At 72.8% G+C, this 20,434-nt stretch carries 19 protein-coding genes; 13 read left to right on the forward strand and 6 right to left on the reverse strand.

Annotation, left to right across the window (positions count from 1 at the left end; translation table 11 throughout):
• Window positions 1–58 precede the first annotated feature (58 nt).
• The 3 genes from ACFV18_RS17690 to ACFV18_RS17700 all read left to right on the forward strand — a co-directional run bounded on the left by ACFV18_RS17690 (window position 59) and on the right by ACFV18_RS17700 (window position 3,105).
• Entirely contained in the window at window positions 59–1,381 is a 1,323-nt protein-coding gene (locus ACFV18_RS17690) for a M20/M25/M40 family metallo-hydrolase (protein ID WP_380484097.1), read from the forward strand.
• A 239-nt stretch (window positions 1,382–1,620) separates the two neighbouring features.
• Window positions 1,621–1,863, forward strand: a complete 243-nt coding sequence (locus ACFV18_RS17695; RefSeq protein WP_380484099.1) for a chaplin — start codon at window positions 1,621–1,623, stop codon at window positions 1,861–1,863.
• A 405-nt stretch (window positions 1,864–2,268) separates the two neighbouring features.
• Window positions 2,269–3,105, forward strand: a complete 837-nt coding sequence (locus tag ACFV18_RS17700) for a chaplin (RefSeq protein WP_380484101.1) — start codon at window positions 2,269–2,271, stop codon at window positions 3,103–3,105.
• Between the two features lie 192 nt (window positions 3,106–3,297).
• Here ACFV18_RS17700 and ACFV18_RS17705 read toward each other — a convergent pair whose 3' ends face one another.
• Entirely contained in the window at window positions 3,298–3,507 is a 210-nt protein-coding gene (locus ACFV18_RS17705; protein WP_043912690.1) for a DUF5703 family protein, read from the reverse strand.
• A 329-nt stretch (window positions 3,508–3,836) separates the two neighbouring features.
• Here ACFV18_RS17705 and ACFV18_RS17710 point away from each other — a divergent pair, with 329 nt between their 5' ends.
• Window positions 3,837–4,439 (forward strand): hypothetical protein, encoded by a 603-nt coding sequence (locus ACFV18_RS17710; RefSeq protein WP_380484103.1) that lies wholly within the window; start codon window positions 3,837–3,839, stop codon window positions 4,437–4,439.
• 90 nt (window positions 4,440–4,529) lie between these two features.
• Here ACFV18_RS17710 and ACFV18_RS17715 read toward each other — a convergent pair whose 3' ends face one another.
• The 3 genes from ACFV18_RS17715 to ACFV18_RS17725 form a co-directional block, all read right to left on the reverse strand.
• On the reverse strand, window positions 4,530–6,542 hold the full coding sequence (locus tag ACFV18_RS17715; RefSeq protein ID WP_380484104.1) for a helix-hairpin-helix domain-containing protein: 2,013 nt from the start codon (window positions 6,540–6,542) through the stop codon (window positions 4,530–4,532).
• A 28-nt stretch (window positions 6,543–6,570) separates the two neighbouring features.
• Window positions 6,571–7,548 carry an aldo/keto reductase gene (locus ACFV18_RS17720; RefSeq protein WP_380484106.1) on the reverse strand — a complete coding sequence of 326 codons (978 nt, stop codon included), beginning with the start codon at window positions 7,546–7,548 and terminating at the stop codon, window positions 6,571–6,573.
• 125 nt (window positions 7,549–7,673) lie between these two features.
• A complete protein-coding gene (locus tag ACFV18_RS17725) occupies window positions 7,674–8,048 on the reverse strand; it encodes a hypothetical protein (RefSeq protein WP_380484108.1) in 375 nt (124 codons plus the stop codon).
• 133 nt (window positions 8,049–8,181) lie between these two features.
• Between ACFV18_RS17725 and ACFV18_RS17730 the strand changes: the two genes are divergently transcribed.
• The gene (locus ACFV18_RS17730; protein ID WP_380484110.1) at window positions 8,182–9,228 is read left to right on the forward strand and encodes an LLM class F420-dependent oxidoreductase; all 1,047 of its coding nucleotides are present in this window, start codon (window positions 8,182–8,184) and stop codon (window positions 9,226–9,228) included.
• A 17-nt stretch (window positions 9,229–9,245) separates the two neighbouring features.
• On the opposite strand, the gene ACFV18_RS17735 is transcribed toward ACFV18_RS17730, so the two are convergent.
• Window positions 9,246–10,526, reverse strand: a complete 1,281-nt coding sequence (locus tag ACFV18_RS17735; protein WP_380484112.1) for a WXG100 family type VII secretion target — start codon at window positions 10,524–10,526, stop codon at window positions 9,246–9,248.
• Between the two features lie 386 nt (window positions 10,527–10,912).
• On the opposite strand from ACFV18_RS17735, the gene ACFV18_RS17740 reads away from it, so the two are divergent.
• The 4 genes from ACFV18_RS17740 to ACFV18_RS17755 all read left to right on the forward strand — a co-directional run bounded on the left by ACFV18_RS17740 (window position 10,913) and on the right by ACFV18_RS17755 (window position 15,625).
• Window positions 10,913–13,258 (forward strand): ATP-binding protein, encoded by a 2,346-nt coding sequence (locus ACFV18_RS17740; RefSeq protein WP_380484114.1) that lies wholly within the window; start codon window positions 10,913–10,915, stop codon window positions 13,256–13,258.
• Window positions 13,259–13,375: 117 nt separating this feature from the next.
• Window positions 13,376–13,531: a hypothetical protein gene (locus ACFV18_RS17745; protein ID WP_380484116.1), complete on the forward strand. Its 156-nt coding sequence runs from the start codon at window positions 13,376–13,378 to the stop codon at window positions 13,529–13,531.
• Window positions 13,532–13,824: 293 nt separating this feature from the next.
• Window positions 13,825–14,052: a hypothetical protein gene (locus ACFV18_RS17750; protein WP_380484118.1), complete on the forward strand. Its 228-nt coding sequence runs from the start codon at window positions 13,825–13,827 to the stop codon at window positions 14,050–14,052.
• A 337-nt stretch (window positions 14,053–14,389) separates the two neighbouring features.
• A complete protein-coding gene (locus ACFV18_RS17755; RefSeq protein ID WP_380484120.1) occupies window positions 14,390–15,625 on the forward strand; it encodes an ALF repeat-containing protein in 1,236 nt (411 codons plus the stop codon).
• 34 nt (window positions 15,626–15,659) lie between these two features.
• Here ACFV18_RS17755 and ACFV18_RS17760 read toward each other — a convergent pair whose 3' ends face one another.
• The gene (locus tag ACFV18_RS17760; protein WP_380484122.1) at window positions 15,660–16,658 is read right to left on the reverse strand and encodes a magnesium and cobalt transport protein CorA; all 999 of its coding nucleotides are present in this window, start codon (window positions 16,656–16,658) and stop codon (window positions 15,660–15,662) included.
• Window positions 16,659–16,720: 62 nt separating this feature from the next.
• Here ACFV18_RS17760 and ACFV18_RS17765 point away from each other — a divergent pair, with 62 nt between their 5' ends.
• The 4 genes from ACFV18_RS17765 to mshC all read left to right on the forward strand — a co-directional run bounded on the left by ACFV18_RS17765 (window position 16,721) and on the right by mshC (window position 20,293).
• A complete protein-coding gene (locus ACFV18_RS17765) occupies window positions 16,721–17,416 on the forward strand; it encodes a histidine phosphatase family protein (RefSeq protein WP_380484124.1) in 696 nt (231 codons plus the stop codon).
• A gap of 143 nt (window positions 17,417–17,559) precedes the next feature.
• The gene (locus tag ACFV18_RS17770; RefSeq protein ID WP_380484126.1) at window positions 17,560–18,123 is read left to right on the forward strand and encodes a DUF3090 domain-containing protein; all 564 of its coding nucleotides are present in this window, start codon (window positions 17,560–17,562) and stop codon (window positions 18,121–18,123) included.
• Between the two features lie 14 nt (window positions 18,124–18,137).
• Window positions 18,138–18,974, forward strand: a complete 837-nt coding sequence (locus ACFV18_RS17775) for an SCO1664 family protein (protein ID WP_380484128.1) — start codon at window positions 18,138–18,140, stop codon at window positions 18,972–18,974.
• 89 nt (window positions 18,975–19,063) lie between these two features.
• The gene (mshC, locus tag ACFV18_RS17780; RefSeq protein ID WP_380484129.1) at window positions 19,064–20,293 is read left to right on the forward strand and encodes a cysteine--1-D-myo-inosityl 2-amino-2-deoxy-alpha-D-glucopyranoside ligase; all 1,230 of its coding nucleotides are present in this window, start codon (window positions 19,064–19,066) and stop codon (window positions 20,291–20,293) included.
• The last annotated feature ends 141 nt before the right edge of the window (window positions 20,294–20,434 follow it).

Genomic DNA, 20,434 nt, shown 5'->3' on the forward strand with positions numbered 1-20,434 from the left:
CGGGCCGGGGCGGTGCGGGCCGCAGCCGCGCCGGGCGGGCCGAGACTAGGTGGGAGCGATGAGTGTGGGCAGCGAGCGCGCGGTGACGGCCGAGTCGGAGGTCGCCGAGATCTGCCGTGACCTGATCCGTATCGACACCAGCAACTACGGCGACGGCTCGGGCCCGGGGGAGCGGAAGGCGGCCGAGTACGTCGCCGAGCAGCTCGCCGAGTTCGGGCTGGAACCGCAGATCTTCGAATCGGCGAAGGGCCGCGCCTCCACCGTGGTGCGGATCGAGGGCGAGGACCGCTCACGACCCGGGCTGCTGATCCACGGCCACACCGACGTGGTGCCGGCCAACGCCGCCGACTGGACGGTGCACCCGTTCTCGGGCGAGATCACCGACGGCTGCGTGTGGGGCCGCGGCGCGGTCGACATGAAGGACATGGACGCGATGACCCTCGCGGTGGTCCGCGACCGGCTGCGCACCGGCCGCAAGCCCCCGCGCGACCTGGTGCTGGCGTTCCTCGCCGACGAGGAGGCCGGCGGCACCTACGGCGCCCGGTTCCTGGTGGACCGTCACCCCGAGCTGTTCGAGGGCGTCACCGAGGCGATCGGCGAGGTCGGCGGCTTCTCGTTCACCGTCAACGACCAGACCCGGCTGTACCTGATCGAGACGGCGGAGAAGGGCATGCACTGGATGCGCCTGACCGTCGAGGGCCGGGCCGGGCACGGCTCGATGGAGAACGACGACAACGCCATCACCGAACTCTGCGAGGCAGTGGCCCGGCTCGGCCGGCACCAGTTCCCGCTGCGCATCACCAAGACCGTCCGAGCGTTCCTGGACGAGCTCTCGGACGCCCTCGGCGTCCCGCTCGACCCGGACGACATGGACGAGACCCTCCGGGTGCTCGGCGGCATCGCCAAGATGATCGGCACCACCCTGCGCAACACCGCCCAGCCCACCATGCTCGGCGCCGGCTACAAGGTGAACGTGATCCCCGGCCAGGCCACCGCGCACGTGGACGGCCGCTTCCTGCCCGGCTACGAGGAGGAGTTCCTGGCCGAGCTGGACAGCGTGCTCGGCCCGCGCGTCAAGCGGGAAAGCCTGCACTACGACAAGGCGCTGGAGACCAGCTTCGACGGCGCCCTGGTCGAGGCCATGCAGACCGCGCTGCGCGCCGAGGACCCGATCGCCCGGGCCGTCCCCTACTGCCTGTCCGGCGGCACGGACGCCAAGTCCTTCCAGGACCTGGGCATCCGCTGCTTCGGATTCGCCCCGCTCCAGCTCCCGCCCGACCTGGACTTCGCCGGCATGTTCCACGGCGTGGACGAGCGGGTGCCGGTGGACGGCCTGAAGTTCGGCGTCCGGGTGCTGGACCGCTTCATCGACCTGGCCTGAAGGCGCCAAGGGCACAGGAAGTGCGGCGCACAGGAAAGTGCGGCGTAGAGGGAAGTGCGCCCGGGAGAGTAGCTGGGAAATATGAGAAGCAGTCGAGCGTGAGAGATGCCGATCAGCTGTTCGCTTGATCGCTTCAACGGGTGAATGTCGGCCCGGCCCCGCATCCCGGGTGCCGGGCCCTCGTTCATCCGTGTGCAGCCCGGGGGAACGGGCTGGAAACGACCAGGAGGAACAGACAGATGAAGGTCAAGAAGATCGCTGCCGTCGCCGCCGCCACCGGTGGTCTGGTGCTCGCGGGTGCGGGTGCCGCCTCGGCGCACGGCGGGGCGTACGCGGAAGGCTCCGCGGTCGGCTCCCCGGGCGTGCTCTCCGGCAACCTGATCCAGATCCCGGTGCACGTCCCTGTCAACGTCTGCGGCAACACGATCAACGTGATCGGCCTGCTCAACCCGGCGTTCGGCAACGGCTGCGCGAACTTCTGAAGGGATTGCTGACCGCGTTCCGTCGAGGACCGACCGGACAGCGGCCCACGCCCTGAACTCCCGCCCCCGTACGACCTCCTGGTCGTGCGGGGGCGGACGCATGTCCGGGGGGCGGGGTGCCTCCCCGTGCGGGTGAACGTCGCGGTTCCCGGAATATCGCAGACCTCACCCGATCGGATGAACCGCCTGCAGCTGGCTCAACCTTCACCACCGGGGGTCGTTGAACGTAGTGCTGCCGCAATTGCGGCACGGAATTCCGACTATCGGATCGATGAATGGTCCCGGCCGGCGGAATGCCGAAGTCATCGGAAATCAGTTCAGTCAGTCCACCGGCATCAATCCACCGGACAGAGAAAACAAGGGGAGTCAATGCGACAGGTCGCCAGGAAAGGCCTCCTCACGGCCATGGCCACCGGCAGCGTGCTGGCCTCGACCGCGGGCTACGCCCACGCCACTGCCGACGCCCACGGCGTGGCCGCGAACTCGCCGGGCGTCGCCTCGGGGAACGCGGTACAGGTCCCTGTGGAGCTCCCCGTGAACGCGTGCGGCAACACCATCAACGTGATCGGCCTGCTCAACCCGGCCTATGGCAACAACTGCGCGAACCACAGCGGATCCGGCACAGCCGGCACCGGCGGCTCGGGCTCGCACTCCGGCTCCACGGGCTCGCACACCGGCGGCTCGGGCTCGCACACCGGCTCCACCGGCTCGCACACCGGAGGCCCGGGCTCGACCGGCTCCGGCGCCACGGGGACGTCCGGGACGGGTGCCTCGGCCAGCGGCACGGCCAGCCACTCGCCGGGCGTGATCTCGGGGAACCAGGCGCAGGCGCCGGTCGACGTGCCGGTCAACGCGTGCGGCAACAGCGTCAACGTGGTCGGCCTCGGCAACCCGGCGTTCGGCAACAACTGCGGCAACCACGTCACGCCGCCCGTGGCGCCCCCCACCCCGGTCACCGAGACGCCGCCGCCCGCCTGCACCCCGCCGAACGGCGAGTGCACGCCCCCCGGCGGCGGGACCCCTCCGCCGGTCACCCCGCCCGTCACCCCGCCCGGGACGGAGCACACCAGCACCCCGGCCGCCCCGCACGGCGGCGAGGTCAAGGCCACCGCGGGGAACACCGGCCAGCAGCTGGCCTCCACCGGCGCCTCCGGCCTGGAGATCCTCGCCCCGGCCGGCATCCTGCTGCTGCTCGGCGGTGGCGTGCTCTACCGCCGCTCCCGGGTCCTCGCCCGCCGCTGAGGCCAGACAGACCGGTAGGCAACAACCGGCAGGCAAGAACCAGTAGGCCGAAACCAGAAGGTCGAAGCCGGTAGGCCAAACCAGTAGGTCGAAACCAGTAGGCCTAGCCCGGCAGCCGACGCCGGAAAACGCCCGCGCCCGGGCCGCCCCGTCGCACGATTCGACGGGGCGGCCCGGGCGCGGGCATGTGCGCTACCAGGTGGAGCGGACCTGCCGGATGATGCGCCGCTTCAGTCGGACCGTCCGGCTGCCGTCGGGGTACAGCCGGAGCCGGTCGAGCTCCCACTGCCCGTACTCGGCGTGGTCGGTGAGCAGTTGACGCGCGGCGTTGCGAGAGGTGCCGCGCGGCAGACGAAGCGACTGGTACTCGTACTCCGGAAGCCGGACCGGTTTGGTAGGGATCAAGACTTTCCTCCGCTGCTGTGCTGCCTGCAAGCCTACGGCGCGCCGCCGGCCGGTGGCCGGTTCGGGTCCGGACCGCCCCGGGCGGCAGGACGAGCCTTTCCCGGGTCGGAGCTGACCGTCAATCAGTTTTTCCCTCCGGTACGGATACCCGCCCCGGGCCGCGCTGATGCGCGTACGAGGAGTCCCCAACAGCCGTGGGATTCGGCCGGGGAGCGCGGTGACAGAAGGGTGCGGAACGGACATCCAGGGTGAACTTGCCCAGTTTTCACGGCTGTAGGTGACAACCGCTGTGCGTGTCGTCGCCAGGTGGAGATAGCGTCTGCACCATGTCTGATGCCGCGCAGCTGACCATCACCGAGGTACGGGCCGCCGCAGAGGCGGTCAAGGCCGCCATCGACCGCCACTTGCAGGCCGTCTCCGGCTCCACCGAGCCCGGGGATCCGGTCGTCGTGCACGCCTACGAGGAGCTTGCGGCGGCCGCCATTGCCTACGACCAGATCCTGTACGAGGTCTACGACGAGGTCACCCCGTTCGAGATCCCGGGCGACGAGTCCGGGACGGGTTACCAGGGGCCCGAACAGCCCGAGGCGATCAGTGTGCTGATCCGCCGCGACTACCTGATCGCCGACCCGAAGCGCCTGCGTGCCCAGGCCGAACGGGTCGACGAGACACTCACCCCCGGCGGGGGCGGCGAGGCCGAGGTGACGGCGGCGATCGGCGTGCTGTTCGGCGAGTACGAGCCGGACGAGATCGCCGCCCGGGCCGAGGAGTTCGGCCTGGAGGAGGGCGACTCCACGCTGTGGGTGTCCGCCACCGACCCGGCCGAGCCCGGCGAGTGGCTTCCCGAGCCGTTCGACAGCGCCGACCCGGAGCTGCTGATCTGCCGTTTTGACGTCAGCGAGGTCTACGACGACGAGCTGGACGACTGACGGACCACCCGTCCCACCCGGGAAACGCCCAGGACGAAGGGCCCGGGACGCATCGGCGTCCCGGGCCCTTCGCCGTGCACCTGCCGCCTACTACTGGTCGGTGAGGACCGACCGCAGGCGGGTGGTGCGGGGAGCGGCGGGGCGGTCGGCGACCGCCTGGGCGAGCGCCGGGCCGGCCGCGTGGACCACCGACAGGTGCCGCTCGGCCCGCCCGAACGCCGTGTACACCCACTGGCGGGTCAGCTGCCCGGCCGCGTCCTCCGGCAGCACCACGACCGCCGCCGGCCAGCGCCGGCCCACCGCCTGATGCGCCGTCATCGCCCAGCCGTGGCGCAGCTTCGCGGCCTGCTGCGGGGAGAGCGTGAGCCGCCCGCCGTCGGCCAGCTCCAGGTGCAGGCCGGTGGCGTCGCCGTCCAGCACCCGCCCGGGCAGGTTGACGCCCAGCGCGGGGGAGTGCACCACCCGGTCGCCCGGGTCGAATCCGCCGAACCGGCCCGGGCCGGGGTTCAACCTGGCCTTGGCGGCGGCGTTCAGCGCCCGGGTGCCGGCCGGGCCACCGTGGCCCGGGGTCAGCAGCACGGTCTGCTCGGACGGGATCGACAGGGCGCGCGGAATGGAGTCGGTGAGCAGCTGCACGGCGCGGTGCACCGCCTCGCCGCCGTCCTTGGCGGTGAGGATCACCACCTCCTTGTCGGGAGCGTCCACCGGCTGGAGTTCGCCGATGCCGATGCCCGAGACCAGTTCGCCGATCGGCCCGAAGTCCGGCGTGCGGGAGGCCACCGCCGGGCACACCTTGGCGGCCAGCAGGTCGGCGAAGAACCGGCCGGGACCGGCCGACCACAGGCCGCCCGGGTCGCCCGACAGGACCAGCCGGGTGCCGTCCGCGAGCGCCTCCAGCAGGGTGGCGGCGGTCTCCACGTCGAGCAGCGGGGCGTCCAGCACCACCAGCACGTCCAGCGGCAGGGTGCCGTCCACCGCGCGCGGCAGCTGCTCGCCGTAGAGCAGTTCGGCCAGGGTGCCGATCCGGTCGGCGGCGGGGGAGCCCTCCGGGAGCAGCGCGGCCAGCGAGTCGCGGCCCTGGCCCGTCCAGGTCGCCGCCCACACCCGCAGGCCGAGCCCGGCGGCGGCGTGCAGCAGCGCGGCCGGTTCGGCGCGGGCCGCCTCGCCGCCGGTGTGCAGGACCAGGCCGGACCCGGCGACGGTGCGCACCAGCTCCTGCGCGGACCGGGACGGGGCGGCCGCGGCCGCCTCCTCCCACGCGGCCGGGCCGGGCTGCACGGGAGCTTCAGCAGCCGGTCCCTCCTCGGCAGAAACCTCGGCGGATTCCTCGGCGGGCTCCTCGGCGGCAGGCTCGGGCTCTTCGGCGGCAGGCTCGTCGGAGGGGCTCTCGGTGTCCTCGCCCGGCGCGAAGGTGGACTGCAGCCGGACCAGGCCCTCGCCGAGGCTCTCCTCCGCCAGCGCGAGGCGCTCCAGGGCGAGCAGGGTGCGGACGGGCGGCTCCTCGTCCTCGTCGTGGCTGCCGGGCGGCATCGGCAGCTCCTCCTGGAACGGCATCACCCGCCCGTCCACCAGCACCGCCTGGAGCGCGCCCGCCGGGTCGGGGACGTGCTGGGCGCGCAGCGCCTCGGAAACCTCGGCGAGCTCCTGCGCGGAGTGCCCGCGCAGCGCGGCCTGCTCCAGCAGCCAGGCCACCAGCGCCTGGGCGCGCCGCGGGTCGCCGGGCTGCGCCTTCGGGCCGAGCAGCCCGCGGGCGAAGCCGTCCGCGTGCTCGGGGCGGACGCCGGGCAGCGAGAGCACCGCCCACGGGTCCTCGCGCAGCAGCTCGGCCGCGCCCTCGCCGAGCTCGGCGACCGCGGCGGGGGCGAGCTGCGCGGGCGCGCCGCCGGCCGCCAGCACCTCGGCGACGGCGCTCAGCGCGGCCTGCCGCTGGGCGTCGCCGCCGGGGCCGTCGGCGCGCGGCGCGGCGGCCGAGCCGGCGGCGGACGGAGCGTCAGGGCCGGCCTGGCCGCTCCGGCCGACGGCCCGGATCGCTTCGGCGAGGGCGGCGACGGTACCGGCGTGCTGCTCGGCGGCCGGGGCCGGGCTCTCCTCGGGGGTGGTCATGCGGAAGGCTCCTTCAGCGGGTGGGCGGCTACAGCTCCGTCCAGCCCTGGTCCGGGTAGCGGTGCACCGGGGCCGATACGTCGTCCAGGGCAGCGCGGATCTCACTCGGAAGCGTAAGGGCCTCCACCGACAGTGAGGACTGCAGCTGGGCGGCGGTGCGGGCCCCCAGCAGGGCGGCCGACACGCCGGGACGGTCGCGGACCCAGGCGAGGGCCACCTTCAGCGGTGTGGAGGCCAGGCCGTCGGCGGCGGTCGCCAGCGCGTCGACGATCCGGCGGGACGCCTCGCCCAGGTACGGCTTGACCGCGCCGGCGGGGTGCTGGGCGGTGCCGCGCGACTCCGTCGGCACACCGTGCCGGTACTTGCCGGTGAGCACGCCCCGGCCGAGCGGCGAGCCGGCCAGCAGGCCCACCCCGGCGTCCAGCGCGGCGGGCAGCGCCTCGCGTTCGATGCCGCGCTGGAGCAGCGAGTACTCGAGCTGGACGGCGGCCAGCGGGGTGCGGCCGGGCGAAGCGCGCTGCCAGGCCGCGGACTTGGCGAGCTGCCAGCCGCTGTACTGGCACACCCCGGTGTACCGGGCCCGGCCGGAGGAGACGGCCAGGTCGAGCGCGTGCAGGGTCTCCTCGGTGGGTGTGGCCGGGTCGTACCCGTACACCTGCCAGAGATCGACGTGGTCGGTGCCGAGCCGGCGCAGCGAGGTGTCCAGGGCGTTCAGCAGGTGGCCGCGGGAGGTGTTGTGGCGGCCGGAGCCGGGCAGCAGACCGGCCTTGGTGGCGATCACCAGCTCGGAGCGCGGGATCAGGCCGTCCGTCAGCCGGGACAGCAGGTATTCGGCGCCGCCGTCGGCGTACACGTCGGCGGTGTCCACCAGGGTACCGCCGGCGTCCACGAAGGCCTTCAACTGCTCGGCGGCCTCGTGCTCGTCGGTGTCCCGGCCCCAGGTGAGGGTGCCCAGGCCGAGTCTGGAGACTCGCAGGCCGGTGCGCCCGAGCTGTCGCTGTTCCATCGCGCCCCTCCGTCAACCGTGCCGCGCCACCCGCGATGGCGCAGGTCGGGGGCGGTTCCCCCCACGTGCGTGAGAGTAGCGGCGAAACCTGCCACCGCCCGGGACGACCCGCCCGGCCGACAGGCTCAGCAGTACGTCTCGACGAACAGCAGGACGCGGCCGTCGGCGTCGGCGAACTCGTACGCCTCGTGGGCCGGCAGCTCGGCGGCGCCGAACCGGGCGCGGGCTTCGAGCCGGGCGGCGGGGCGCTCGTCCGGGGTGAGGAAGCGCGGGACCCACAGCCGGGCCCGCTCGTCGTGCTCCACGCCCAGCGTCATCCGGTCGGCGGTGACGGCGAGCGGCTGGGCGCGGCGGACGTCCAGCGGCCCGCGGGTGAGGCGCCAGTGGCAGCGGTCGGCGTCGGTGAAGCCGCCGTCGGTGACGGGCATCGGGTGGTGGCGGACCTCGGCCCGGTCGTCCGGCGGTGCGGGCATGGCCGCCACCAGGTCGGCGAAGGCCATGGCCTTCGGTCACTTCTTCGGCATCCGTGCAGTGTGTCAGCGGTGTGGCGGACGACACGGCTACCGGTCAGTAGCGGACGGTCGGCACGGCGGCTACTCTCACCGCACCACCGGACTGGAAGGCAGTGGGCACATGCGACTCGGGATCAACCTCGGTTACTGGGGACTCGGCCTGGACGCCGACAACATCGCCGTCGCCCAGGAGGCCGACCGGCTCGGCTACGCGGTCTGCTGGGCCGCCGAGGCGTACGGCTCGGACGCCGCCACCGTGCTGTCCTTCGTCGCCGCGAAGACCGAGCGGATCGACGTCGGCTCCGCGATCTTCCAGATCCCGGCCCGTACCCCCGCGATGACCGCGATGACCGCCGCCACCCTCGACACCCTCTCCGGCGGCCGCTTCCGGCTCGGCCTCGGCGTCTCCGGCCCGCAGGTCTCCGAGGGCTGGTACGGCGTCAGGTTCGACAAGCCGCTGGCCCGCACCCGCGAGTACGTGGAGATCATCCGCAAGGCCATGACCCGCGAGCGGCTGGTCCACGACGGCGCCAACTGGACGCTGCCGCTGCCCGGCGGGCCCGGCAAGGCCCTCAAGCTGACCGTCCACCCGGTGCGCGAGCACATCCCGCTGTACATCGCCTCGATGGGCCCGAAGAACCTCGAACTCACCGGCGAGATCGCCGACGGCTGGCTCGGCCTGTTCTTCTCCCCCGAACACGCCTCGCTCTCCGTCGAAGCCCTCGCCGCCGGCCGCGCCAAGGCCGGCCTGACCCTGGACGGCTTCGACCTCTGCCCCACCGTCAACATCGCGGTCGGCGACGATGTCCACGCCGCCGCCGACACCCTGCGCGACTACACCGCCCTCTACCTCGGCGGCATGGGCAGCAAGGAGAAGAACTTCTACAGCCAACTCGCCCGGCGGATGGGCTTCGAGCAGGCCGCCGACGAAGTCCAGACCCGCTACCTCGCCCGCGACAAGGCCGGCGCCGCGGCCGCCGTCCCGCACGACTTCATCGACGCCACCGCCCTCCTCGGCGACACCGCCCGCATCGCCGACCGCATGCAGGCCTACGCCGCCGCCGGCGTCACCACCTTGACCCTCGCTCCGGCCGGCTGGACGCTCGACGAGCGGATCGCCGCCCTGCGCACGGGAGTTGACGCCCTGGAGCGGGCCGGACTCGCCTGACACAGCCGATGGTGCTGTCAGGTGGTGTCCCCGTTCGGGTGCGGAGGACTGCTGGTGGGACCGCTCAGATCGCTCGGGTTGCTCTGGCCGCGCGATTCGAGCCAGCGGCGGTACCGTTCAGCTGGGTCGGGCCGGGGTCTCCACTCGGTGATCGGGCCGTGCGATTCGTTCGAAAGGGAAAACGAGTCGGGAGGATATGGCATGCCGTTGTTCTCGGAGTCCGGTCTCTCTGGCGACGTGATCGTGGACCAAGTTATGAAGTTCCATTCGGCGGGGCCCTGGTAGCTGCCGCTGTCCGAGAGGGTGCTGGGCTTGCCGAACGTCGGTGGGCGGTCCTGGTTTCCGTCCCCGCCGGCCCGGGTGAGGTCGGCCGGGTCGGGGTGCGGGCCGCCGCCGGGGCCGGGCGGGGCGCTGTGGTGCTTGGTCGAGGCGGCGCCGGCGTGCAGGCCGGCGCCCGCGCCGCCGGAGAGGCCGGAGCCGAGCAGGGTGGAGGTGTCGACCTTGCCGGTGGTCAGGTACTGGGTGGCCGCGTCGGCGCCGACCCCGGTGGCCGCACCGATCGCCGCCTTCCCGGGCAGCGACCGCGCGGCATTGCCCAGGCCGAGCCGGCCGGCCGCGCCGCCCAGCCCCTTGCCGACCAGGTGACCGGAGGCACCGCCGATCGCGCCGGCGAGGGCGTTCTGGCCCATTTCCTTCAGGTCGATGTTCCGGCGGTGCCCCTCGGCGAGCTCGATGCCCTGGGCGAGCAGGTCGATCGCGGCCATCTGGACGGCCTGTCTGGCCGCCATCGCCAGCATCTCCTTCAGCAGTGTCTTCAGGATCGTCGAAACCGCCGTCCTGCTTGCCGCGACGAACGCCGGTATCTGCGCCATCGAAGCACCGGCGGTCACCGGGGCCTCGGCCTCGGCGGTGGCGATCTCGAACGCCAGGATGCCCAGCTGCGCGACGATCTGGATCTTCGCGGTCTCCGCCGCGTTGGCGACCTGCTCCAGCAGATCGCCCATCCCGTCCAGCGCGTTGACCACGCCACCGAGCCGGCCCGGGTCGTCCTCGGTGCCCGCCCCGGCCGAGAAGCTGACCCAGTACGCGCCCAGCGCATCGGCAGCGGCACCCTGCTGCCCGTCGAGAGCACGCCGAATTGCCGAATCGGCGCCCTGCGCAGCCTCCTTGAGCCCCTCGGCCGCCGTGCGGCACTGCCCGGCCATCTCGCGCAACCGGTCCTCGTCCGCCTCCGGCCAACGGCAGCCCGCCAGCAGAAGCAGGACCCACTGAAGTGGCTCGGGGAGCTCAACGGCCACGGACTGGTACCTCCGACTGCGAACGGTCCACGACGGGGCCCGGCCGCCACCGCGCCGGAACAAGCCGTCCGGAGAAGCGGGTTCGAGCAGGAGCGAACGTATCCGGCCCGACCACCCACGTCCCGGCAGAACCACCGGCAGAAGTACGGGTTCCCGATTCCCGCCGGTGCGCGGCGCGCTGGTATGTTCCTGACGAATCATCCGCTGACGCGCCTGCAGTGTTGCCGCCGCGATCCGAGCAGGTGGCCGACAGCGTGGTGACGCGAGCGGACCGGGCACAGTCCCGCGCCGTCCTCCGCACCGGTCCCGGTGGGCCCGCCGCACCGTAAGGAGCCCGCCGTGCCGCTCACCCGCCAGGTGCAGGGCGTCGTCCCCGCTGTCCGGCCGTGACCGGCCCCGGCGAGTTCGGCGCACTGCTGCGCCGACTGCGACTGCGCGCGGGCCACAGCCAGGAACACCTCGCCAACGCCGCCGGGCTCGGCGTGCGCACCCTCGCCGACCTGGAACGCGGCAGGGCCCGCGGGCCGCAGCGCCGCACCGTCGAGGCACTCACCCGGGCCCTGGCCCTGGCCCCGGACGACACCCGTGCGCTGGAGGCCGCCGCGGCACTGGGCCGCCCGCGCGCCGTGCCCGCCCCGGCCACGGCACCGCTCGCCGGTACGCTCGCCCTTCCCCGCGACCTGCGGGACTTCACCGCACGCACCGAAGCGCTGGACGCAGTACGGGAGTTGGCCGCCCACGCCGCCCACGCCGCCCACGCCGCCCACGCCGCCCACGCCGCCCACGCCTCACACGCCGACCACGGCCCGGCGCCCGTCGCGCTGATCACCGGTCAACCGGGCCTGGGAAAGAGCGCGTTCGCCGTCCACGCGGCGCACCTGCTCGCACCCGACTACCCCGGCGGCCAACTCGCCCTCGACCTGCGCGGCACGGACGAACGGCCGACCGACCCGCGCGAGGCACTGGCCAGGCTCCTGCGCGCACTCGCCGTGGACGAGAGCGCCATACCCCGCAGCACCGAGGAACGCTCGGGCCTGTGGCGCACCCTCACGGCGGACCGACGGCTGCTCATCCTCCTCGACAACGCCGCGAACGAGGACCAGGTACGCCCGATGCTGCCCGACCGGGGCACCTCCCTGACCCTGGTGACCAGCCGGAACTCGCTGGCCGGCCTGGAGTCGGCCTGCCGGACGGACCTCGCCCTGCTGCGCCGGGAGGAGGCCGTCCACCTGCTGACCCGCATCCTCGGCGCCGACCGGGTCGCCGCCGAGGAGCAGGCCGCCCGCGATCTCGCCGACCTGTGCGGCCGGCTGCCGCTGGCCCTCCGGGTGGCCGGCCAACGGCTGGCCGCGCGACCGGCCGAACGCATCGCCACCCTCGTGTCGCACCTCACCGACGAGGAAAGACGGTTGGACGCCCTCCGCGCCGGCAGCCTGGAAGTCCGTGCGGCGTTCGCCCTCTCCTACCGCCGGCTCGCGCCCGCCGCCCGCACCCTGCTGCGTCGCGCCGCGCTCGCGCAAGGACCGGACTTCAGCGCCCACACCCTCGCCCTGTTCGCCGACCTGCCCCTGCGCCAAGCCCGGCAACTGGCCGAGGACCTCGAACAGCAGGGACTGCTGCACGCCACCCCGCAGCCGGACCGCTACCGCTTCCACGACCTGCTGCGCCTGTTCGCGGCCGAGCAGCTCGCCGACGACGACCCCACCGTGATCGAACGGATCCGATCGACGGCCGCCCGCCGCCTGCTGGCCCGGGTCGAGGCCGCCGCCGCGCACTTCGACGCCGAACACGACCGCCCTGCCGGGCACGATCCCGACCCGTCCACCGCACCGACCGACGCCGGGCAGGCCCGCGCCTGGCTGGAGGCCGAACGCGAGCAGTGGCTCTGGGCCCTGCGGCACGCCCACGACCGCGGGCTGCACCGCGAGGTCGTGGACACCGCCGAGGCCATGCACTGGTTCTCCGACCGCACCCAGCACTGGGAGCAGTGGACCGAGGTGTTCGAGCTGTCGGCGGCATCGGCCGAAGCCATCGGCTCCCGCGCCGAGCAGGCCGCCCACCTCAACTACCTGGCCTGGGCGTACAACCTGTGCAGCTACGACCACCGGCGGGCCCTGGAGACCGCCGACCGGGCCCACACCGCCGCCCTCGCCGCCGGAGACCGCCTGCAGCAGGGCTGGGCCCTCGGCTACGGCGCCGGAGCCCTGCACCGCCTCGGCCGCACGGAGGAGGCCACCGCCCGGATGCGGTCCGCCGCCGACTGCCACCGGCACAACCCCGACCCGCGCGGCCGACTCGCGGAAGTGAGCGCCTGGAACGCCCTCGGCACCCTGCTGCGCGACGCGGGCGAAACCGAACAGGCACTCACGGTCCACCGGCGCGCCGAAGCCGTCTGCCGGGCCGGGTTCCCCGGCCGGACCCCCGCGCTGCACACCGTCTACCTCGCCATCACCGAGCACCAACTCGGCTGCGACCTGGCCGCCCTGACCCGCTGGAGCGAAGCCGAGTCATCGCTGCGCCGGGCACTGGCCACCTTCGAGTCGCTCGACATGCCAGCCTGGAGCGAACCCGTCCGGCTCGACCTCGCCGTCGCCCTGCACCATCAGGGCCGCCGCGAGGAGGCCCGGGCCGAGCTGACCGCGGCCCATCGCGCGCTCGTCGACCTCAACCACCGGCGCCACACCGAAGCCGCCGACCTGCTGCACGAGTTGGCCGCGGAACCTACGGGCTGAACCCCCGACAGCCGGACCCGGCGCGGCAAAGGCCGCCGCGCTGGGGCCCGTGCGGGGCGCGGGTGCGCGGTCGTCCGGCAGAAGTACGCAGGACCGCGCTTCTGCCGGGGAAACCGCATGCTCCATGGATTCCAGGACGTCGAGGAGTTGGCCTCTCGCCTGCTCGGCGTGGTGCTGAACGGCCGTCAGGGCCGCCGCGACGGCACCGACCTGTTCAGGAGTGTGCAGCGCCCAGGGGGAGGACAGCAGCTCCGACAGGCCTTCGGCGCCTGAGCCCACGCCGAGGGTCTGCGCTGTCACGGGCGGTGCATGACCCGGCCGTTGGCAAACTCTCGGACTCACGTGATTATTCCCGGCCGATCACGAGAACGACGGAGCCCTGCGTTCGGCTGCACGAGGCGGCCATGACAGCACACACACAATCATCAGGATGTATCCTGCTAAAGGGTGAACGCCGCAGGCGGGGCGCCGTCGGTGCTGCGGTACTTATTCAGCCGCCGGTGCTGCGGTACTTGTTCAACCGAAGACTTCCACTGGACCAAGAGAGCTTCTCGGCGAGGTATCTCATGGAAGACATCACTGCACACGCCTCAGACACTTTCGTGATTCCCAACGGCGAGATTTTCGCGTACGGAGGCGAGTCGATTCAGATCAAGAAGCACGTCCTCCTGCCCGGGCACGACATACTCCGCGGCGCTATCCTGCAAGACCAGCGCACCGGCCAGCGCTTTTTCGTCACCGAGGCTGACCTGGCCCGGTACAAGTCTCCTGACCCGTCACCTGAACTCGGCTAAGTCATAAACGACTTGTCAATATAGACGGCCCAACGTTTACTCTGTCGGCAGCGTCGCCGACAGAGTAACGTCACGTATGGGTGGGCGTTGATCTCGAGTCACGAGACTCCCAGCCTGCTGTCAGTCCGTCAAAGCACCGCCGAGGTGCGAATTCTGCTGCGGGTGCATCTGACGCCAGGGCGACGCGCCCCGGCCGGGCCGGGAACGGGCGGGTCAAGGGCTGGGAAAGTCCGCTGGTCGGTGGGGCGGGAGGTTCCGATACGATCATCGCGCCCGTCGCCGGGCCGAGAGTGCCGCGGCGACCGGTCGAGTGTCTGAACCACCGTTCCAGGGGGACATGTTGAGCATCCGTCGTTCGATCGCCGCCGCCGTCTTCGTCGCCGCGGTCGCCGCCCCGACCGCCCTCGGGGCCAACCCGGCCCTCGCCGACACCACGCCCACCGGCCAGTCCCTGCCGGACGCCCCGGCGACGGCCGACACCCCGGCGGACGCCACCCCCGCGCCCACCGGCATCACGCCCGAGGAGGAGGCCGAGCTGCGGGCCCGGCTGGCCAAGGTGATCGAGGAGCCGGGGCACAGCCGCTACTTCTACGAGCACGCCAAGGCGGCGATGGCCGGCACGGCCGAGGACGTCAAGCACTTCCTGGACGTCGAGATGCCGCAGATCATTCGCCAGGACAAGCGCGTCCGGGTCTCCCAGATCCTTCACCAGGCCGCGCCCGGCAGCCGCATGGAGGCGGCCGCGAGCAAGGCGCTGGACGGTGACGACGCGGCGATCGACCACTTCCTGGACGTCGAGTGGCCGCAGATCATCCGCGAGGACAAGCGCGTCCGGGTCTCCCAGATCCTTCACCAGGCCGCGCCCGGCAGCCGGATGGAGGCGGCCGCGAGCAAGGCGCTGGACGGTGACGACGCGGCGATCGACCACTTCCTGGACGTCGAGTGGCCGCAGCTCGCCAATGACGAGCGCTGGCTGACGGTGCTCCGCCGGCTGATCCAGCCGGGCAGCTCGCTCACCCTCACCGAGGCCGCCACCCAGGCGCTGAGCGCGGACGACCTCAAGGCGTTCCTGGCGGGCCTGGACAGCATCAGCGACAGCGAGACCCGCCTGCGGATCTCCCAGGCCATGTCGCTCGGCGGCCCCGAGGTCCGCAAGGCCGCCGGCGAGGCCATGGACTCGAACGACTCCGAGTTCCTGCACGTCTTCCTGACCACCGGCCTGGCCGAGGCGCAGGCCCGGGACACCGCCAACGCGCACGAGGCGGGCGGCAACGGCGGCAACACGGGCGGCAACGGCGGCAGCACCGGCAGTGGCACGGGCACCGGTGGCACCGACAGCGGCACCCAGAACCAGGGCGGCCAGGGCGGCACCACCGTGACCCCGGCGTCCGACACGACCCAGACCGGCACCGGCACCACCCAGACCGGCACCGGCACCGGCACCGGCACGGGCACCCTCGCCTCCACCGGCGTCGACGCCCCGCTCGGCACCCTGGCCGCCGCCGGCGCGGCCTCCGTGGCCCTCGGCGCCGCCCTGGTGGCCGCCCGTCGCCGCCGGCAGCAGCAGTCCTGACCCCGCTCCGTCCGTCGAACGCGCGGGCCGGCCGCTACAGCCAGCCCGCGCGTTTGAACAGGCGGTGCAGGACGACGCAGACGCCGCCCATGACGGAGAGCGCGGCGGGGTAGCCCCAGGGCTGGCCGAGTTCCGGCATGTGCTCGAAGTTCATGCCGTAGATACCGGCGATCATCGTGGGGACGGCGGCCAGCGCGGCCCAGGCGGAGATCTTCCGCATGTCGTCGTTCTGCTGGACGGAGACCTGCGCGAGGTTGGCGGAGAGGATGTCGGAGAGCAGGCGGTCCAGGCTCTCCACCATCTCGTTGACCTTGGCCAGGTGGTCGGCGACATCCCGGAAGTAGGGGCGCAGTTCGGCGGGGACGAAGGGCACCCAGACCTCGCCGGAGGCGGTGCCGGCCCGGGTGAGACGCAGGGCGGGCTCCATCAGCGGATAGGTGGCCTTACGGAAGTTCACCACCTGCCGTTTGAAGGAGTAGATGCGTTCGGCGGCGCCGCGGACCCGGCCGGGGGAGAAGATCTCGGCCTCCAGCTCGTCCAGGTCGGTCTGGAGTTCGGTGGCCACGTCGAGGTACTGATCGACCGCCAGGTCGCAGATCGCGTACAGCACGGCGGCGGGGCCGTGCGCCAACAGCCCGGGCTGCTTCTCGAGTTCGGCCCGCAGGTCCTTGAGCGGGCTCTCCGGCCCGTGCCGGACCGTCATCACGTACGAGTCGCCCAGAAATATCATCAACTCGCCGATGGACACCGACTCGTCCTCCGGGTGGTACCCGGCGGTCTTCAGGACGGTGAACACCGAGTCCTGGTAGATGTCCACCTTCGGGCGCTGATGCGCCGTCAACGCATCCTCGATCGCCAGCGGGTGCAGGCCGAACTCCTCGGCGACATGGTCGAATTCGGCCCTCGTCGGGTCCGCCAGGCCGATCCACACGAAGCCGTCGCCGGACGCCCGGACCGCCGCCAGGGCGTCCGAGAAGTCCTCCGGTCCCTCGGTGCGCCGCCCGTCCCGGTAAGTGCCGCAATCCACGATCATGCCCGCCATTGTGACCCGAACCCGAGGGCCGCCGGGAGGGGCGCACCCCGTACGCTTGCGGTATGCCCACCCTGCTGCTCGTGCGCCACGGCCGCTCCACCGCCAACACCGCCGGAATCCTGGCCGGCTGGACGCCCGGCGTCGGGCTGGACGACACCGGCCGCGCGCAGGCCGCCGCCCTGCCCGAGCGGCTGGCCCAGCTGCCCATCGTCCGGCTGGTCAGCAGCCCGCTGGAGCGCTGCCGCCAGACCCTGGAACCGCTGGTCGCCGCCCGCCCCGAACTCGGCCCGCCCGACCTCGACGAGCGGCTCGGCGAATGCCACTACGGCGACTGGACCGGCCGCCCGCTGTCCGAACTCGCCGAAGAACCGCTCTGGCGCACCGTCCAGGACCACGCCTCGGGCGCGGCCTTCCCCGGCGGCGAGTCACTGCGCACGCTCAGCCACCGCACCGTGGACGCCGTCCGCGAGTGGAACGAGAAGATCGCCGTCGAACACGGCCCGGACGCGCTCTGGGTGGTCGCCACCCACGGCGACGTGATCAAGGCGATCGTCGCGGACGCGCTCGGCCTGCACCTCGACCACTTCCAGCGGATCTCGGTCGAGCCGTGCTCCGTCTCCGCGATCCGCTACACCCCGAACCGCCCGTACCTGCTGCGCCTCGGCGACACCGGCGGCCTGGCCTCGCTCGCCCCGCGCCCGCACGGCCACTCGGCCGGGGACGACGCGGTGATCGGCGGCGAGACCGGCACCGTCTGAGTCCGCCTGCCCGGCACGTCCGAGCAGCACCTGGCCGGCACCGTCCCCACCAGGAATCCGCGCCCCCCGCACCCCACGGCAGGCCCGTTTGGCCGTAGGGTGAGAGCGAGAAGACCGCACACCCCCGTACCGGAGCGAGCAGCGTGTCCCGTCAGGTCCACTTCTACGACCAGCCCGAGCGGTTCGTGGCCGGCACCGTCGGCCAGCCCGGTGCCCGGGCGTTCTACCTGCAGGCCTCCTCGCGTGGCCGGATCACCAGCGTGCTGCTGGAGAAGGCCCAGGTAGCCGCCCTCGCCGAACGCATCGAGGAAGTCCTCGACGAGGCGCTGCGGCGCAGCGGCGGCGAGGCCCCGATCCCAGCCGCCGCGCCCGTCGAGCTGCTCGACGCCGCCCCGCTCGACCTGCCGCTGGAACAGGAGTTCCGGGTCGGCACCATGGCGCTGGCCTGGGACGCCCGCGAGGAGTGCCTGGTGGTCGAGGCGCAGGCGTACGTCGAGGAGTCCGAGGACGAGGACGAGATCGAGGTCTTCGACAACGAGAACGGCCCCGACCTGCTGCGGGTGCGGCTCAGCGGCGCGATGGCCCGGGTGTTCGCCAAGCGCGCCCTCGACCTGGTCGCGGCGGGCCGCAAGCCCTGCCCGTTCTGCAACCTGCCGCTCGACCCCGAGGGCCACCTGTGCCCGCGCGCGAACGGCTACCGGCGCTGAGCGAGCAGCCGGCCGTGGAAGCCCCCGGCACCGACCCGGCCACCAGCGCCGCACTGGCCGCCGACACCCCCGCCGCCCTCGCCCTGCTCCGCGAGGGCGCGCTGACCGTCCACGGCCGGGTCACCGACGCCTCCAACGCCGTCCTGTACTGCACCGCCACCCTCGACGGCGTCACCGCCCCGTGCGTGTACAAGCCCGTCGCCGGTGAACGCCCGCTGTGGGACTTCCCCGACGGCACCCTGGCCGGCCGCGAGAGCGCCGCCCACGAGGTCTCCGCCGCCACCGGCTGGCAGTTGATCCCGCCGACCGTCCTGCGCGAGGGCCCCGCCGGCCCCGGCATGGTCCAGCTGTGGATCGAACCCGACCCGGACGCCCCCGAACTCCTCGACCTCCAGCCACTGGACGGGCCCGCCGACGGCTGGCTCCCCATCGTCCGCGCCGAACTCGACGCCGGCCGCCAAGCCTGGCTGGTGCACCGCGACGACGAACGGCTGCGCCGGCTCGCCGTGCTGGACGCCGTCCTCAACAACGCCGACCGCAAGGGCGGCCACTGGCTGACCGCCGCCGACGGCCGGCTCTACGGCATCGACCACGGCGTCACCTTCCACACCGAGCCCAAACTCCGCACCCTGCTGTGGGGATGGGCCGACCGCCCGCTCACCGCCGACGCCCTCGACGTCCTCGGCAAGCTCGCCACCGACCTCGACGGCACCCTCGGCGAGCGGCTGCGACCGCACCTGACAGCAGCCGAACTCGACGCGCTGCGGGCCCGGACGGGCGCGCTGCTGGCCCTGGGACGGCATCCGCTGCCGTCGGCTGACTGGCCGTCTATTCCCTGGCCGCCGGTCTGATACCGATCCGAAACAGAGAACAAGCGGAATCAAGCCGATCATGCCAGCAGGTTGGTCTTTCAAATCAGTGCACGGTTAGAGTCGGTGCCATGCATGCCTGGCCCACTTCCGAGGTTCCCGCCCTGCCCGGTCAGGGGCTTCCCCTGCGCATTTACGACACCGCCACGAGCAGTGTCCGAGAGGTCGTGCCCACCGGCCCGACCGCCCGGCTCTACGTCTGCGGCATCACTCCCTACGACGCGACCCACCTGGGCCACGCAGCCACCTACAACACCTTCGACCTGGTCCAGCGGGTCTGGAAGGACGCCGGCCACGACGTCCTGTACGTCCAGAACGTCACCGACGTCGACGATCCGCTGCTGGAGCGCGCCGTCGCCACCGGCCAGGACTGGACCGAACTCGCCGCCCGCGAAACCGCCCTGTTCCGCGAGGACATGACCGCGCTGCGGATGCTCCCGCCCGCGCACTACATCGGCGCCGTCGAATCCATCCCGTGGATCGTCCCGCTGGTGCAGCAGCTGCTCGCCTCCGGCGCCGCCTACGAGATCGACGGCGACATCTACTTCTCCGTCGAGTCCGACCCGCACTTCGGCGAGGTCTCCGGGCTCACCCGCGAACAGATGCTGCCGATCTTCGCCGAGCGCGGCGGCGACCCCGAGCGCCCCGGCAAGAAGAACCCGCTCGACGCGCTGCTCTGGCTCGCCGCCCGCCCCGGCGAACCCGCCTGGGACACCGAACTCGGCCACGGCCGGCCCGGCTGGCACATCGAGTGCGTCGCCATCGCGCTCAAGTACCTCGGCATGGAGTTCGACCTCCAGGGCGGCGGCAGCGACCTGTCCTTCCCGCACCACGAGATGGGCGCCTCGCACGCCCAGGTCGCCCTCGGCGCCCACCCCTACGCCCGCGCCTACGTGCACGCCGGCATGGTCGGCCTCGACGGCCACAAGATGTCCAAGTCGCGCGGCAACCTGGTGTTCGTCTCGGCCCTGCGACGCGACGGCATCGACCCCGCCGCGATCAGGCTCGCGCTGCTCGCCCACCACTACCGCAGCGACTGGGAATGGACGGCCGAGGACCTCGACACCGCCCTCACCCGCCTCGCCACCTGGCGCGCAGCGGTCTCCCGCCCGGACGGCCCCCCGGCCACGACGCTGCTCGGGGAGCTCCGCGAGGCCCTCGCCAACGACCTCGACGCACCCGCAGCCCTTGCGGCAGTGGACCGTTGGGCCGCGACGGCCCACGCGGTGGGCGGCGAGGACACGGGCGCCCCGGGCCTGGTCTCCCGCGCGGTGGACGCGCTGCTCGGCGTAGCGCTCTAGGGGTACGCAATCAGGGGCGCGTGGGGGTACCTCCCGGCCCGCTAGGTGTTCTGTCCTGTGAGGTTGGGGACGCGGCTGGCGGGTGGTTTGCCTGCGAGTGCGGTGTGTCCGCGGTGGTGATTGTAGGTGTGGAGCCAGGCG

This window comes from Kitasatospora sp. NPDC059673 (assembly GCF_042734215.1).
In the GTDB taxonomy this organism is placed as follows: domain Bacteria; phylum Actinomycetota; class Actinomycetes; order Streptomycetales; family Streptomycetaceae; genus Kitasatospora.

Coding starts and splice junctions, on each gene's coding strand:
- ACFV18_RS17755 (WP_380484120.1), top strand. CDS start 14,390: ATGTTGAGCATCCGTCGTTCGATCGCCGCCGCCGTCTTCGTCGCCGCG.
- ACFV18_RS17760 (WP_380484122.1), bottom strand. CDS start 16,658: ATGATCGTGGATTGCGGCACTTACCGGGACGGGCGGCGCACCGAGGGA.
- ACFV18_RS17745 (WP_380484116.1), top strand. CDS start 13,376: ATGCTCCATGGATTCCAGGACGTCGAGGAGTTGGCCTCTCGCCTGCTC.
- ACFV18_RS17710 (WP_380484103.1), top strand. CDS start 3,837: ATGTCTGATGCCGCGCAGCTGACCATCACCGAGGTACGGGCCGCCGCA.
- ACFV18_RS17700 (WP_380484101.1), top strand. CDS start 2,269: ATGGCCACCGGCAGCGTGCTGGCCTCGACCGCGGGCTACGCCCACGCC.
- ACFV18_RS17695 (WP_380484099.1), top strand. CDS start 1,621: ATGAAGGTCAAGAAGATCGCTGCCGTCGCCGCCGCCACCGGTGGTCTG.
- ACFV18_RS17750 (WP_380484118.1), top strand. CDS start 13,825: ATGGAAGACATCACTGCACACGCCTCAGACACTTTCGTGATTCCCAAC.
- ACFV18_RS17725 (WP_380484108.1), bottom strand. CDS start 8,048: ATGGCCTTCGCCGACCTGGTGGCGGCCATGCCCGCACCGCCGGACGAC.
- ACFV18_RS17715 (WP_380484104.1), bottom strand. CDS start 6,542: ATGACCACCCCCGAGGAGAGCCCGGCCCCGGCCGCCGAGCAGCACGCC.
- ACFV18_RS17690 (WP_380484097.1), top strand. CDS start 59: ATGAGTGTGGGCAGCGAGCGCGCGGTGACGGCCGAGTCGGAGGTCGCC.
- mshC (WP_380484129.1), top strand. CDS start 19,064: ATGCATGCCTGGCCCACTTCCGAGGTTCCCGCCCTGCCCGGTCAGGGG.
- ACFV18_RS17720 (WP_380484106.1), bottom strand. CDS start 7,548: ATGGAACAGCGACAGCTCGGGCGCACCGGCCTGCGAGTCTCCAGACTC.
- ACFV18_RS17765 (WP_380484124.1), top strand. CDS start 16,721: ATGCCCACCCTGCTGCTCGTGCGCCACGGCCGCTCCACCGCCAACACC.
- ACFV18_RS17730 (WP_380484110.1), top strand. CDS start 8,182: ATGCGACTCGGGATCAACCTCGGTTACTGGGGACTCGGCCTGGACGCC.